The 12,585-nt window shown below is 69.3% G+C and carries 14 protein-coding genes; 11 read left to right on the top strand and 3 right to left on the bottom strand.

Annotated elements, in window-relative coordinates:
- Positions 1-23: 23 nt before the first annotated feature.
- The 6 genes from OHA86_RS23745 to OHA86_RS23720 all read left to right on the top strand — a co-directional run bounded on the left by OHA86_RS23745 (position 24) and on the right by OHA86_RS23720 (position 5,833).
- The gene (locus tag OHA86_RS23745) at positions 24-1,565 is read left to right on the top strand and encodes a potassium/proton antiporter (RefSeq protein ID WP_329182524.1); all 1,542 of its coding nucleotides are present in this window, start codon (positions 24-26) and stop codon (positions 1,563-1,565) included.
- A 193-nt stretch (positions 1,566-1,758) separates the two neighbouring features.
- On the top strand, positions 1,759-3,069 hold the full coding sequence (locus OHA86_RS23740; protein ID WP_443072010.1) for an MFS transporter: 1,311 nt from the start codon (positions 1,759-1,761) through the stop codon (positions 3,067-3,069).
- A gap of 66 nt (positions 3,070-3,135) precedes the next feature.
- The gene (locus OHA86_RS23735) at positions 3,136-3,465 is read left to right on the top strand and encodes an FmdB family zinc ribbon protein (RefSeq protein WP_329178314.1); all 330 of its coding nucleotides are present in this window, start codon (positions 3,136-3,138) and stop codon (positions 3,463-3,465) included.
- Positions 3,466-3,567: 102 nt separating this feature from the next.
- Positions 3,568-4,425, top strand: a complete 858-nt coding sequence (locus tag OHA86_RS23730) for an S-methyl-5'-thioadenosine phosphorylase (RefSeq protein WP_329178313.1) — start codon at positions 3,568-3,570, stop codon at positions 4,423-4,425.
- A gap of 478 nt (positions 4,426-4,903) precedes the next feature.
- The gene (locus OHA86_RS23725; protein ID WP_329178311.1) at positions 4,904-5,254 is read left to right on the top strand and encodes a hypothetical protein; all 351 of its coding nucleotides are present in this window, start codon (positions 4,904-4,906) and stop codon (positions 5,252-5,254) included.
- Between the two features lie 102 nt (positions 5,255-5,356).
- The gene (locus OHA86_RS23720; RefSeq protein ID WP_329178308.1) at positions 5,357-5,833 is read left to right on the top strand and encodes a large conductance mechanosensitive channel protein MscL; all 477 of its coding nucleotides are present in this window, start codon (positions 5,357-5,359) and stop codon (positions 5,831-5,833) included.
- A gap of 19 nt (positions 5,834-5,852) precedes the next feature.
- On the opposite strand, the gene OHA86_RS23715 is transcribed toward OHA86_RS23720, so the two are convergent.
- On the bottom strand, positions 5,853-6,152 hold the full coding sequence (locus OHA86_RS23715) for a hypothetical protein (protein WP_329178306.1): 300 nt from the start codon (positions 6,150-6,152) through the stop codon (positions 5,853-5,855).
- Between the two features lie 113 nt (positions 6,153-6,265).
- On the opposite strand from OHA86_RS23715, the gene OHA86_RS23710 reads away from it, so the two are divergent.
- A complete protein-coding gene (locus OHA86_RS23710; protein WP_329178304.1) occupies positions 6,266-7,432 on the top strand; it encodes a PLP-dependent cysteine synthase family protein in 1,167 nt (388 codons plus the stop codon).
- A 181-nt stretch (positions 7,433-7,613) separates the two neighbouring features.
- On the top strand, positions 7,614-8,375 hold the full coding sequence (locus OHA86_RS23705; RefSeq protein WP_329178302.1) for a hypothetical protein: 762 nt from the start codon (positions 7,614-7,616) through the stop codon (positions 8,373-8,375).
- Here OHA86_RS23705 and OHA86_RS23700 read toward each other — a convergent pair.
- Positions 8,336-9,082 (bottom strand): VIT1/CCC1 transporter family protein, encoded by a 747-nt coding sequence (locus OHA86_RS23700; protein ID WP_329178299.1) that lies wholly within the window; start codon positions 9,080-9,082, stop codon positions 8,336-8,338. The genes OHA86_RS23705 and OHA86_RS23700 overlap by 40 nt on opposite strands.
- Before the next feature lie 162 nt (positions 9,083-9,244).
- A complete protein-coding gene (locus tag OHA86_RS23695; protein WP_329178298.1) occupies positions 9,245-10,240 on the bottom strand; it encodes a sigma-70 family RNA polymerase sigma factor in 996 nt (331 codons plus the stop codon).
- A gap of 232 nt (positions 10,241-10,472) precedes the next feature.
- Here OHA86_RS23695 and OHA86_RS23690 point away from each other — a divergent pair, with 232 nt between their 5' ends.
- From OHA86_RS23690 to OHA86_RS23680, 3 genes are all read left to right on the top strand, one after another.
- The gene (locus OHA86_RS23690) at positions 10,473-10,991 is read left to right on the top strand and encodes a GNAT family N-acetyltransferase (RefSeq protein WP_329178297.1); all 519 of its coding nucleotides are present in this window, start codon (positions 10,473-10,475) and stop codon (positions 10,989-10,991) included.
- Between the two features lie 105 nt (positions 10,992-11,096).
- Positions 11,097-11,882: a dioxygenase family protein gene (locus OHA86_RS23685; RefSeq protein WP_329178296.1), complete on the top strand. Its 786-nt coding sequence runs from the start codon at positions 11,097-11,099 to the stop codon at positions 11,880-11,882.
- Between the two features lie 20 nt (positions 11,883-11,902).
- Entirely contained in the window at positions 11,903-12,517 is a 615-nt protein-coding gene (locus OHA86_RS23680; protein WP_329178295.1) for a hypothetical protein, read from the top strand.
- The last annotated feature ends 68 nt before the right edge of the window (positions 12,518-12,585 follow it).

Here is a 12,585-nt window from a genome sequence, read left to right as displayed (position 1 = left end):
GCAACGTCAAGAGAGGGTAAAATATTAGACTCGGCAACAAAGTTGAAAGGACCGGGCCCCTGACTGTCCACCACCTGAACGAGATCCTGCTGGTCGGCGCGGCAGTGCTGCTGGTCGCCGTCGTGGCCGTCCGCGTGGCCTCCCGGAGTGGACTGCCCACGCTGCTCATCTACCTCGGCATTGGCGTCGCCATTGGCCAGGACGGTCCGTTCGGCTTCACCTTTGACAACGTCGAACTGACTCAAGTGCTGGGTTATGCCGCTCTTGTGGTCATCCTCGCCGAAGGTGGACTTGGTACGAAATGGCATGAGATCAAACCGGTCATGCCTATCGCCGCCGCCCTGTCGACGGTCGGCGTCCTTGTGAGCGTGTTCATCACCGCGGGCGCGGCACATTACGCGGTGGGACTCGACTGGCGGCAGTCACTGATCATCGGCGCGGTCGTGTCGTCCACCGACGCCGCCGCAGTGTTCTCGGTGCTGCGCAATGTGCCGCTGCCCAAGCGGGTGACCGGCGTCCTCGAGGCCGAGTCCGGGTTCAACGATGCGCCTGTCGTGATCATGGTGGTCGCCTTCTCGGCGAGCGGGCCGATCGATTCGTGGTATCACCTGCTCGGCGAGATCCTCCTTGAGCTGACGATCGGCGCAGCGATCGGGCTCGCGGTGGGCTGGATCGGCGCCTACGGCCTCAAGCACGTCGCCCTGCCGGCTTCCGGCCTCTACCCGATCGCCGTGATGGCCATCGCGGTCGCCGCTTATGCGGCCGGCGCCATGGCGCACGGCTCGGGTTTCCTCGCTGTCTACATCGCCTCGCTCATCCTCGGCAATGCGAAGCTGCCGCACCGGCCGGCGACCCGCGGCTTCGCCGAAGGGCTGGGCTGGATCGCACAGATCGGCCTGTTCGTCCTGCTCGGCCTGCTGGTGACGCCGCACGAGTTGGGTGACGACGTCATGCCCGCTCTGATCATCGGACTGTTCCTGACCGTGCTCGCGCGGCCCGCGGAGGTCGTGATCAGCCTGGTGCCGTTCCGCATCCCCTGGCGCGAGCAGGCCCTGATGTCATGGGCGGGGCTGCGCGGCGCGGTACCCATCGTGCTGGCCACGATCCCGATGGTGGCCGGAGTGTCCGAAAGTCGCAGGATCTTCAATATCGTCTTCGTACTGGTGATCTTCTACACCCTTGTCCAGGGCCCGACACTGCCCTGGCTCGCACGGCGGCTGCGCCTCAGCGCGAGCAGCGGCCCCGCGGACCTGGGGATCGAGTCGGCTCCACTCGAACGGCTACGGGGCCATCTGCTCTCCGTCGCCATTCCCGAGGGTTCGCGCATGCACGGCGTCGAAGTCAACGAACTTCGCCTCCCCACCGGCTCCGCCGTAACCCTCGTCGTGCGCGACGGCGCCAGCTTCGTCCCCCTGCCGGCGACCACCTTGCGGCGCGGCGACGAACTGCTCGTCGTCGCCACCGACCCCGTACGGGACGCCGCGGAGGACCGCCTGCGGGCCGTCGGACGCGGCGGCAAGCTGGCAGGGTGGCTCGGACATCAGGACGGGCGTCAGCAGGCGTGAAGGGCCGCCCGGGCCGCAGCGCAGTGGCTGCGAGGCCACGTACGATGGTGCGGTAATTGTCGAGTGCAACCCCTGTCTGATGCAGAGCCGGCGCGGACCACCGCGCTGAGCGGACGGCTCTCGGCGCAACATCACGGCGTTCAGCCGCGGTCGCGCTACCAGACGGCAGAAAGACCAGGCCGTGGCATCCACGGTGCCCACCTCCCCGTCCCCGTCGCCATCTTCGAAGCATGACGCTGCCCGGACACCGAGCTACCGGCAGTTGCTGCGTACACCCGGCGTATGGGCGTTCGTTCTTCCGGGCTTCGCTGCGCGGCAGCCCTTCGCAATGCTCACGATCAGCATCGTGCTGCTCGTGGAACACACCACCGGCTCCTACGGGACGGCCGGCGCCGTTGCGGCCGTGACGGGGGTGGCCATGGCGGTGTGTGCGCCGCGCGGCGGCCGCCTCGCCGATCGGTTCGGGCAGCGTGCGATCCTTGTCCCCGGCATCGCGTTGCACGCGGCGTCCGTCGGCGCTCTGGTGACACTGGGGCTGGTGCACGCACCCGTCTGGGCACTGTTCGCAGCGGCAGTACCGACCGGGGCGACCGTGCCGCAGATCGGGCCGATGGTGCGTTCGCGCTGGGCGGTCGCCCTGGACGGCTCGTCGACCCGGCCGTCGCCGCTCGCGCAGACCGCGGCGGCCTTCGAGTCGGTGACCGACGAGTTCACGTTCGTCATCGGACCGGTTCTTGCCACGGCACTGTGCGCGGGGGTGCACCCAGCAGCCGGGCTCATTGCGGAGGCGACGCTCACCCTTGCGGGAGGAAGCCTTTTCGCGGCGCAACGAAAGACCGCTCCGGCCCCGCAGCGCACGGCGGCGGACGGCGGCACCCGCCATGGTTCGGCGATGGCGGTTCCGGGAGTACGTGCGCTGGTGATCGCATTCCTCGGCATAGGCGCTGTCTTCGGCGGCATGCAGGTGTCGATCACCGCCTTCACCGAAGAGGCGGGCCACCCGGGCCTCAGCGGCGTGGTCTACGGCACCTTCGCGGCAGGCAACATGCTGGCGGGCGTGGCCTATGGCGCCGTCAGGTGGCAGCGCAGTCCCCGCCGGCGTCTACTGGCGGCGTACTCGGCGCTGACGCTCGCCTGTGTCCCGCTGTGGGCCGTACAGACCCTCCCGGTGCTCGGCGGGCTCGGCCTGGTGGTGGGACTGTGCATCGCACCGACGCTGATCACCGGTTACACCCTGGTCGATGCGCTGGTGCCCGCGGCCACGAGGACCGAGGCCTTCACCTGGCTGACGGGAGCTGTCGCGCTCGGCCAGGCGGCGGCGGTCACCGTCGCGGGTCTGCTGGCCGATCATGCCGGTTCGCATGTCGGCTTCACTGTGCCTCTGACCGGCACAGCTGTAGCGCTCGTGATACTTGCGGGACTGCGCGGGCACCTGGTGCCGGCGCCGCGGAGTGTGGTGGCGGCAGGTGTGATCGGTCACCGTCGGGCGGTCACGGTGGACTGACGCACGGAAATGCTGCACTATTGAGCGTCGTTAGCACTCATTGAGTGAGAGTGCCAGGAGGAGCTAGTGCCGACGTACCAGTACCAGTGCACCGAGTGCGGCGAGGGCCTTGAGGCGGTGCAGAAGTTCAGTGACGATGCACTGACCGTGTGCCCCAACTGCAGCGGACGGCTGCGCAAGGTGTTCTCCGCCGTGGGCGTGGTCTTCAAGGGCTCCGGCTTCTACCGGACCGACAGCCGCGGCTCCTCGTCGAGCAGCGCGCCTGCCGCCAAGGGCAGCGGCAGCTCGGACAGCAAGCCGAGCGAAAGCTCCTCGTCGAGTTCGTCCTCGTCAGGATCCTCCTCGGGCTCGTCGTCCGGCTCATCGTCCACGTCGAGCAGCTCGTCCGCCGCCTGAGTCGCTCGGGAGCGAGCGGCTCCAACCGCGGGATCACACGAACCTCCGTCCTTCGACCGGCGGGGGTTCGTCGCGTTCCCCGCCCGGCTTAAGGTGACCGTCATGGTGCAGAGCAGTGGTGCGACACACGAGCGCGCCGAGATCGGCGTGATCGGCGGATCCGGCTTCTACTCATTCCTCGACAATGTGACCGAGGTCACAGTAGACACGCCCTACGGGGCCGCCAGCGACTCGCTCTTCATCGGACAGGTGGCGGGCCGGCGAGTGGCGTTCCTACCGCGGCACGGCCGCGACCATCACCTGCCGCCCCACAAGATCAACTACCGCGCCAATCTGTGGGCGCTGCGCGCGGTCGGCGTGCGCCAGATCCTCGGCCCGTGCGCGGTGGGCGGCCTGCGCGCGGAGCACGGCCCCGGCACCCTGCTCGTACCCGACCAGCTCGTGGACCGTACGAAGTCGCGGGCGCAGTCGTACTTCGACGGGGAAGCCAGGGCGGATGGTCGGGTGCCGAACGTCGTGCATGTGACGTTCGCCGATCCCTATTGCCCGGTGGGCCGGAAGGCCGCAGTGGGCACGGCCCGGGCGAACGGGTGGGAAGCCGTGAACGGCGGGACACTCGTCGTGGTGGATGGGCCGCGTTTCTCCACCCGGGCGGAATCGCTCTGGCACGCCGCACAGGGCTGGTCGGTGGTCGGTATGACCGGGCACCCGGAGGCTGTGCTCGCCCGGGAGCTCAGCCTTTGCTACACCTCCCTGACGCTGGTCACCGATCTGGACGCCGGGGCGGACACAGGTGAAGGCGTCGCCCACGAGGAAGTGCTGGAGGTCTTCGCGGCGAACGTGGGGCGGATGCGGGACGTGCTCTTCGAGCTGATCGGGGCGCTCCCTGCGAACGACGACCGCAAGTGCCTCTGTGTCGAGGCGCTCGGCGGACAGGACCCTGGCATTCCGCTGCCGTAGCCGGGGAGACCCGGTGCCGGGACGGCGGGACGATCCCCGGCTCGCATGGCACCTGAGTTATCCACAGGGCTCCTGGGTTGTCCACAGGCCTCAGCGCCGCTGTCGTCAGCATGCGCGATGGTGGGACTTCGACCGAATGTCCGGTCGCCCCCTTCGCATCCGGCGGTGACTTCTCATGCGTACGTCCACATCGGCCCCGCCCTCTTCGCGCTTCGACATCTCCCCGTTCACGCAGCCGACGGCTCCTCCGTCCGGCGCTCCGCGGTCAGCGGACCTCACTGCCCCCGAGCCGTACACCCCGCCGCGCTGCGCGGTGCCGGTCTTCCCTCCGATCAGGGCCGGGGGACGAGGCTGCCGGCACCTGCTGCCCCGGGCGCTACGGCTCAGGCGCGGTCCGCTGACGGTCGGGTTGGCCGTGGCGGCTGCCGCTTGGGCCGTGTCGGCCGCACATGGATCTCCGCCGGACAAGCCGGTGACCGTGCGCAGCCCGGCTCACGCCCCGGCTGCGGACCATCACGTCCGTGACGAGGCGGCCGAGCTCGTCCGCGCCCCGGTGCGGATCGCCGACGCGGCCGCGGTGCGGCTGCTGCGGCCCGGTGACCGGGTGGACATTCTGGCGGCGACGCGGGTGGTGGCGTCCGCGGTGCCGGTGGTCGCGATCCCGGAGCAGCCGGACAGCCCGTCCGCCCCTGCCTCACCCGAGGAAAACGTGCTGCCGGACGCGGGCGGTATGGGCGGGGCGCTGGTCGTCCTGGCCGTTCCTCGGCGTGTCGCCGCAGCACTGTCCGGCGCGGCCGTATCGTCCCCGCTGGCGGTGGCACTGTGCTGAATCACCCTTTCGTGAGCGGCAATTGGACACAGCGGCCCCGGATTGCCTTCTATGGCGGAACCTTTCATTCCGTCAGACCGGCATCAGGGAAAAGGCACGTCGATGAGCGACGCGGGCAAGCCCAGCCTGCTGGCAGGCTTCAAGGAATTCGTCATGCGGGGGAACGTGATCGACCTGGCGGTCGCGGTCGTCATCGGAGCCGCGTTCAGCAACGTCGTGAACTCCGTCGTCAACGGGACCATCAACCCGCTGGTCGGTGCCTTCGGTACGAAGGACCTCGCTGGCTATTCGTCCTGTCTCAAGGGTCCGTGCGTGGTCAACGACAAGGGCGAGGCAACCAGCGGTATCCACATCCTGTGGGGTTCGGTGGTGAGCGCGACGCTCACCTTCCTGATCACCGCCGCGGTCGTGTACTTCCTCATGGTGCTTCCGATGGCCCGCTATCTGGCGCGCAGGGCCGCCCGGCAGCAGCCCGTGGAAGTCACGGAGACGATCGCGGAGGCGGAGGTGGAGGAGATCACGCTGCTCCGCGACATCCGCGACGCATTGGTGGCTCCCCGGTCCGGTGGCACGGCCTGATCACAGGCGCCGAGCGGCTTCAGAGGTGGTGCGGCGGCTTCTCGCTCAGGAAGCGCGTGAAGTCGTCGTCCGCCGAGCCGGACGGCGAGTCACCCCAGCCGCGGTCGGTGTCGTCGGAGGAGGGGCGGTCGAGCGGGTCGTCGAAGACCAGCCCAGCGGGTACGGGCGTCGCGCCGGACACTGCAGGAGGGCCGGAGGGCGACGGCTCGGCGGAGGCGCCCGCCGCGCCCTTTGAGCCGGATCCGGAGCCGCTGCCCGGGCCGCAGCCGACGGGACCGTCCACGGCTGAGGTGCGCTCGGAGTCTGCGGCGGTGTCCATGCATCAAGAGTACGACGCTGGTCAGCGCCGCCGGTCCGGGCCGGCACCCAAGCGAGTGGGGGGAGATACCCCAAGTGTCCGTTTGACGCAGTCGGACGGATATACCTGGCCTCATGCACGCATCAGAACCGAGACCGCAGGCCTTTCCTCCACCCGCTCAGGCGGAGGAGGCGGACGTCGACCGAAGCGACCTCGCGTACCGCCGCTGGTTGAGCGAGGCCGTGGGGAAGGTCCAGGCGGACGCGAACCGGTCCGCCGATACCCATTTGCTGTCCGTGCCGCTTCCGGCGGACTGGGGCATCGACCTCTATCTGAAGGACGAGTCGACCCATCCGACCGGGTCGCTGAAGCACCGCTTGGCCCGTTCGCTGTTCCTGTACGCCCTGTGCAACGGCTGGATCCGCCCGGGGCGGCCGGTGATCGAGGCGTCCAGCGGGTCGACGGCAGTGTCGGAGGCCTATTTCGCCCGGCTGATCGGTGTCCCCTTTGTGGCCGTGATGGCCCGCGGGACCGTACAGGCGAAGGTGGACCTGATCGAGTTCCACGGTGGCAGCTGCCACCTGGTGGACAGCCCGGGCGAGGTGTACGGGGCGGCGACCCGGCTGGCCGCGGAGACGGGCGGCCACTACATGGACCAGTTCACGTACGCGGAGCGAGCGACGGACTGGCGCGGCAACAACAACATCGCCGAGTCGATCTTCCGGCAGCTAGAGGCGGAACGTCATCCGGTGCCGACCTGGATCGTGGCGACCGCAGGGACCGGGGGCACGTCGGCGACCGTCGCCCGGTATGTACGCTATGCGCAGGCGACCACCGGCATCTGCGTGGCGGATCCGGAGAATTCGGCGTTCTTCCCGGGCTGGCGCGATCACGACCCGACGGCCACCACCGATACGGGCTCCCGGATCGAAGGGATCGGCCGGCAGCGCGTGGAGCCGAGTTTCGTGCCGGGCGCCATCGACCGCATGATGCGGGTCCCGGATGCGGCGTCAATCGCGGGCGTGCGGGTGCTTGAACGGCTGCTCGGCCGCCGCGCGGGCGCGTCCACCGGCACCGGCTTGTGGGCAGCGTTCCGCATCATCGCCGAGATGCGCACGCGCGGCGAGCAGGGCAGCGTGGTCGGGCTGCTGTGCGATCCGGGTGAGCGGTATCTGGAGAAGTACTACGCGGACGAGTGGCTCGCGGCCCAGGGGATCGACATCGGACCTTACGTGGCACGCGTCGAACGCTTTCTCGTCACCGGATCGCTTGCCCCGGTGAGCCCGCCGCACATCGACTGAACAATCCCGGTGCCAGAGGTGGTCCACCGGAGGCGGACGCATTCCCTCATCGCGGGTTGGCGTGTCCCTGCGCACGGGCGCACTCAAGTGATCATACGATCACTTGTGCGAATGCCGCGGTTGCCCGCGGCTTTGTGACGGGGAATCACGGGGATCACACGGGGGAGAGCAGGACACGGCGATGACCGATGCCCGGACGCATGACCCGACGGGCCGCAGCAGCGCCTCGTCGCACGCCCATGCCGTGCTCCTCTCCTGGGGACCGACCGTCCTCTTCGGCATGCTGCTGCCGTGGGTCACCTACCACCAGCTCACCGGTCGCGGAGTGCACGGGGCACCGGCGCTCATACTGGTGGCGGCATGGCCCGCGCTGGAGATCGGGCTGTATTTCGCGTTGCACCACCGGGTCGACGAGTTCGGGATGCTGATCCTGCTGGCTCTGCTGCTGGCGACGGCCGGCACAGCCGTGGGCAGCGGCGGTCGCGCGGTGGGCGGTCGCGCGGTGGGCGTTCGCGCGGTGGGCGTTCGCGCGGTGGGCGTTCGCGCGGTGGGCGTTCGCGCGGATACAGCGCTGGCCGGGATGACCGGAGTGGCCTTTGCGTTGAGTCTGACGTTCGGGCGGCCCTTGACTTTTTGGTTCGGCCGAAGGTTCGCGACCGACGGTTCGGCAGCGGCGACAGCGCGGTGGACAGGTGTGTGGGCGCGGGATGCGGGCTTTCGGGCCATGCAGCGCCGACTCACCACGGCCTGGGCAACCGGCTGCCTGCTCGTGGCGGGAACGACGGCCGCAGCGCCGCGCCTGCACGGCAGCGACGCGGCGCTTTCGCACGCCTGTTCCGTAGTGGTGATCGCGGCCGTGACGGCCTACACGGTACGAGCCGGGAGGGTGTGGGCCGAGGCGCGTCAGACGCCGGCCGCGCCGAGCAACGCACCCACCGCGTAGGTGACGGCCATAGCGATTGCGCCGCCGGCCATGTTGCGCAGGACGGCGGGGCGTACGGGAGCGTTGCCCAGGCGGGCGCTGATCCAGCCGCATGCACTCAGGGCGGCCAGCACTGACAGCACCGTGACCCCGAGTCGCCAGTCCCGCGGCGGCAGCACGATCGCCAGCAACGGCAGCAGCGCGCCGACGGTGAAGGAGATGAAGCTGGCCCAGGCGGCGTGCCAGGGGTTGGCGAGTTCGTCGGGGTCGATGCCGAGTTCGACGCGGGCGTGGGCGCCGAGCGCGTCGCGGGCGGTCATTTGCTCGGCGACCTCACGGGCGAGGTCGTGGCTGATGCCGCGCTCTTCCAGCAGGCCGGTGAGTTCATCCAGCTCGGCCTGCGGGGTGGTGGCGAGCTCTTCGCGTTCCAGAGCGAGTGCGGCCTGCTCGGAGTCCCGCTGGGTGCTCACCGACACGTACTCGCCCGCCGCCATCGACAGCGACCCCGCCATCAGGCCGGCCAGCCCCGCGGTCAGAAGAGCGGCTCGCGAGTCGGTGGCGCCCGCGACGCCCACGACCAGGCCGGCGGTGGAGACGATGCCGTCGTTGGCGCCGAGGACGGCGGCGCGCAGCCAGTTCAGCCGGGTGCTCAGTCCTGCGTGGTGCGGCTCGTCCGGATGCGGCCCGGAGCCGCCCCCTTCCGCGGCGCCGACGCTGTCGTCAGTCATGCCACGAAGGGTCTCACCCCGCTGTCCGCCGAGGTGGAGCGGCACCCGTAAGGGGAGTGCACGGGGGGGGGCGGACAGGCCGAACCCCGGCGCGGGGGGGGATGCACCGGGGTCCGGGTCTGTGGGGCCGGTCCGCGTGTGCGGGCCGACGTTGTGGTGGTGTCAGGCGGCTTCGTAGTCCAGGCCGGTCGCGCGGGCCATCCGCTTGAGGTCGGCGAGGGCGTGCTTCTCGATCTGCCGGATGCGCTCACGGGTGAGGCCGTGTTCCTTGCCGACCTCGGTGAGGGTGCGCTCGCGGCCGTCCACGATGCCGTAGCGGGCGCGGATGATGGATGCGGTGCGGTCGTCGAGCCGGTCGATCAGGCCGTCCAGCTCCTCGCGGCGCAGCATCACCAGCACCGAGTCCTCGGGCGACGGCGCGGCGCCGTCCTCGACCAGGTCGCCGAATTCGGTCTCTCCCTCGGCGTCCACGGACATATTCAACGATACCGGGTCACGTGCCCAGTCCAGAACGTCCGAAACCCGCTCCGGCGTGGAGGCCAGCTCGGTGGCGATCTCGGCGGGCTCGGCGTCACGGCCGTGCTCGCGGTTGAATTCCCGCTGCACACGGCGGATCCGGCCCAGTTCCTCGACCAGGTGCACCGGCAGCCTGATGGTGCGGGACTGGTCCGCAATGGACCGGGTGATGGCCTGGCGGATCCACCAGGTCGCGTAGGTGGAGAACTTGAAGCCCTTGGCGTAGTCGAACTTCTCGACGGCGCGGACCAGGCCGGCGTTCCCCTCCTGGATCAGATCGAGCAGCGGCAGGCCGCTGCGCGGATACCGGCGGGCCACGGCCACGACGAGCCGCAGGTTGGAACGGATGAAGATGTCCTTGGCGCGCTCACCTGCGGCCACCAGGGCCTCGAGCTCTTCGCGCCCGATGTCGCCACCCGCACCTGCGGGCAGGTCCGGGTCGGCGGCGAGGATGCGCTCGGCGTACACGCCTGCTTCGATGTCACGGGACAGCTCCACCTCGCGGGCGGCGTCGAGCAGCGGCGTACGCGCGATCTCGTCCAGGTACATGCCGACGAGGTCGCGGTCGGCTACTTCCCCGCCTGCGGCGCGAACGCTGCTGGTCCCGCCTGCGTGACGACGGGCGACGGCACGGGTTGCCATGCGTGCTCCCTTAACGAAGGTGCGGTCGGTCTCGGTCGGACCGGGTTGTGGTCACAACCGGTGTCGCGGTGCTACTGCACCAGCCGTTGCGGCTGCCGTAGCGCTGCGGCTCTGTTGTGCGCTTGCCCCATCCGCTTGGGATAACGACTGGAATCCGGACACAATTCCCATGTCGTCACCTATTTTTTATGATCATGCAGTACCCTGTCCCGCCGCATTGAAAGGTCATGGCATGCCGGAGCGTACGGACGTCCAGGTCAGAGCAGGTGCGGAGAAGGATCTGGCGGCGCTCACCGACATTTACAACCACTACATCCGTGAGACCCCGATCACTTTCGACGTCACCCCGTTCACCCCCGAGGAGCGCCGCCCCTGGTTGCTCTCCCACCCGGAAGACGGCCCACACCGCCTCTTGGTTGCCCGGTCGGCCGGCGACGGGCGCATTCTGGGCTACGCCACCAGCAGTCCGTTCCGCCCCAAGGCGGCCTATGCGACGTCCGTGGAGACCAGCGTCTATCTCGCACCGGACGCGGGCGGGCGCGGTATCGGCACCCGGCTCTACACGGCACTGTTCGAGGCACTGGCCGACCAGGACGTGCACCGTGCATACGCGGGCGTGACGCTGCCGAACGAGGCGTCGATACGCATCCACCGCCGTTTCGGCTTCCAGCAGATCGGCGTGTACGAGGAGGTCGGCAGGAAGTTCGGCACCTACCACGATGTGGCGTGGCTGGAGAAACGGCTGAGCTGAGAGGTATGGCCCGACAAGGCGTCGCAATGGGCAGAGGTATTTGAAGATTCAATCAGGCAGCGCTACCGTCGTCCCGTACGCTTGAACATTCAAGGAGGGTGCGCCATGACCGCAGCTGCCCCGGAGCGCATGCCCGCGCTCTACCTCTCGCACGGCGCCCCGCCGCTCGCGGACGATCCCCTGTGGCCGGGTCAACTCGCCGCATGGGCGGCCGGACTGCCGCGGCCCAAGGCAGTGCTGATCATCTCGGCGCACTGGGAGGACGCCCCGCTGGCGATCGGCGCCACGACGACGGTGCCGCTGGTGTACGACTTCTGGGGCTTTCCCGAGCACTACTACCGGGTGGCGTATCCGGCGCCCGGCGCACCCGCGCTGGCCGAGAGCGTACGCAAGTTGCTGCGCCGGGCCGGCAGCCCGGTGCAGGACGTACCGGACCGCGGTCTCGACCACGGGGCGTACGTACCGCTGGTGGAGATGTTCCCCAACGCCGACATCCCGGTGCTGCAGGTGTCGATGCCGACTCTGGACCCGGCCGGGCTGCTCGACATCGGCCGCCGCCTCGCGCCGCTGCGCGACGAGGGCGTGCTGATCGTCGGCAGCGGCTTCTTCACCCACAATCTCGCCGCTCTGCGTCATGCGGGTCCGCAGCCGCCGACATGGTCGGCGGAATTCGACGACTGGGGGCAGCGGGCACTGGACGCGCAGGACATCGACGCGCTGCTGGATTTCGAGCACACCTCGCCCGCCGGGCGGCTGGCGCACCCGCGAACCGAGCACTTCGCCCCGCTGTTCGTTACGCTCGGCGCCGCCGAGTCCGATCTCGGCAGGCAGCGCAGCATCATCGACGGATTCTGGATGGGGCTCGCGAAGCGCTCCGTCCAACTCGGCTGAACAGGAAGAAACCTCACCCCATGCCCCTGCAGAAACGACGCATCGCGATCGGCGTGGCCGTCCTGGCCGGCGCTGTGACCCTGGCCGCATGCGGCTCCGACGACAAGAAGGACCCGGCCGGCACTCCGAGCGCCACCGGCGACGACAAGCCCGCCGCGTCGTCGGTGAGCTGGCCCGCGCCCGCCGACGCCAGCGCACGGGTGAAGGCGGCCGGACTGCCGATGCTCGGGCAGGAGGGCCAGGTGCTGCACATCCACAGCCACCTGGACGTGTTCGTGGACGGCAAGGCGGTGACCGTTCCCGCCGACATCGGCATCGACATCCCCAAGCAGCAGATCAGCCCGCTGCACACGCATGACACGTCGGGCGTCGTGCACATCGAGTCGCCGGTGCAGGCCGAGTTCGACCTCGGGCAGTTCATGACCGAGTGGAGCGTGCCGATCAGCAGCGACGTACTCGGCACGTTCAAGACCGGTGGCGGCAAGGAACTGCACGTCTACGTCAACGGCAAGGAGCAGACCGGGAATCCCGCGTCGATCAAGCTGGGCGCGCACGAGGAGATAGCAGTCGTCTACGGTGCGCCGGCGGACAAAGTACAGGTGCCGTCGACGTATACATGGCCGGAGGGCTTGTAGGACAAGCCGCCCGCGAGGTCACCGCTGCGCGCGTCCGTATTTCCGTACAAGCATTGATACGACCAACG

The organism is Streptomyces sp. NBC_01477 (assembly GCF_036227245.1).
GTDB lineage: Bacteria > Actinomycetota > Actinomycetes > Streptomycetales > Streptomycetaceae > Actinacidiphila.
This window is presented reverse-complemented; position numbering and strand designations above follow the sequence as displayed.